Source organism: Acidithiobacillus sulfurivorans, from assembly GCF_018853815.1.
Taxonomy (GTDB): Bacteria; Pseudomonadota; Gammaproteobacteria; order Acidithiobacillales; family Acidithiobacillaceae; genus Acidithiobacillus; species Acidithiobacillus sulfurivorans.
Window position 1 is genome coordinate 1 of the sequence record NZ_JAAOMP010000045.1, and the last position, 457, is coordinate 457.

Below are 457 nucleotides of genomic sequence, written 5' to 3' on the forward strand. Positions count from 1 at the left end.
TCCACCGGCTGGCCGCAGAGATGCACCCGTACCCGACCTTCCGGGAAAAACATCAGCCCCGCACCAGATGCAGAATCAGGCCACCGCCCAAATCCAGACGGAGTTCCAGTCGATGCGTAGCGGCGGCTTCCCGTCGGTCCGGAGAGGGCACGTCTTCCAGCGCGCCCAAATCGACAAAATCAGGGATAGGCTGAGGGGCGGTGACAGCCGGAATAGCATGGCTCAGCGTCCCGGCAGAATTCACTCCGGTATTCTGTAATCCCTTGCGCAGCCGTCCTTGCCAACGATAGAAACTGGCCGGACTGATGGATGCCTGATGACAAAAAGCCGTCACCGTCAAACCACTCTCTGCCTGTTCATCCAGTAACGCCTGCCAGGCTTGGGCGCTGCGGCGCGGGGCTTTCCTGCGTAGTTTTGATGGCACCATGTATTTTCTCCTCAGTCCTATCCTGGGAGA

The 457-nt window shown here is 59.3% G+C and carries 1 protein-coding gene; it reads right to left on the bottom strand.

The annotated features are described in order from the left end of the window. Positions 1–52 precede the first annotated feature (52 nt). Positions 53–427, bottom strand: coding sequence for an IS66 family insertion sequence element accessory protein TnpA (gene tnpA / locus HAP95_RS05120; RefSeq protein ID WP_215883241.1), 375 nt, complete (start codon positions 425–427; stop codon positions 53–55). Positions 428–457: the final 30 nt, after the last annotated feature.

Coding starts and splice junctions, on each gene's coding strand:
- tnpA (WP_215883241.1), bottom strand. CDS start 427: ATGGTGCCATCAAAACTACGCAGGAAAGCCCCGCGCCGCAGCGCCCAA.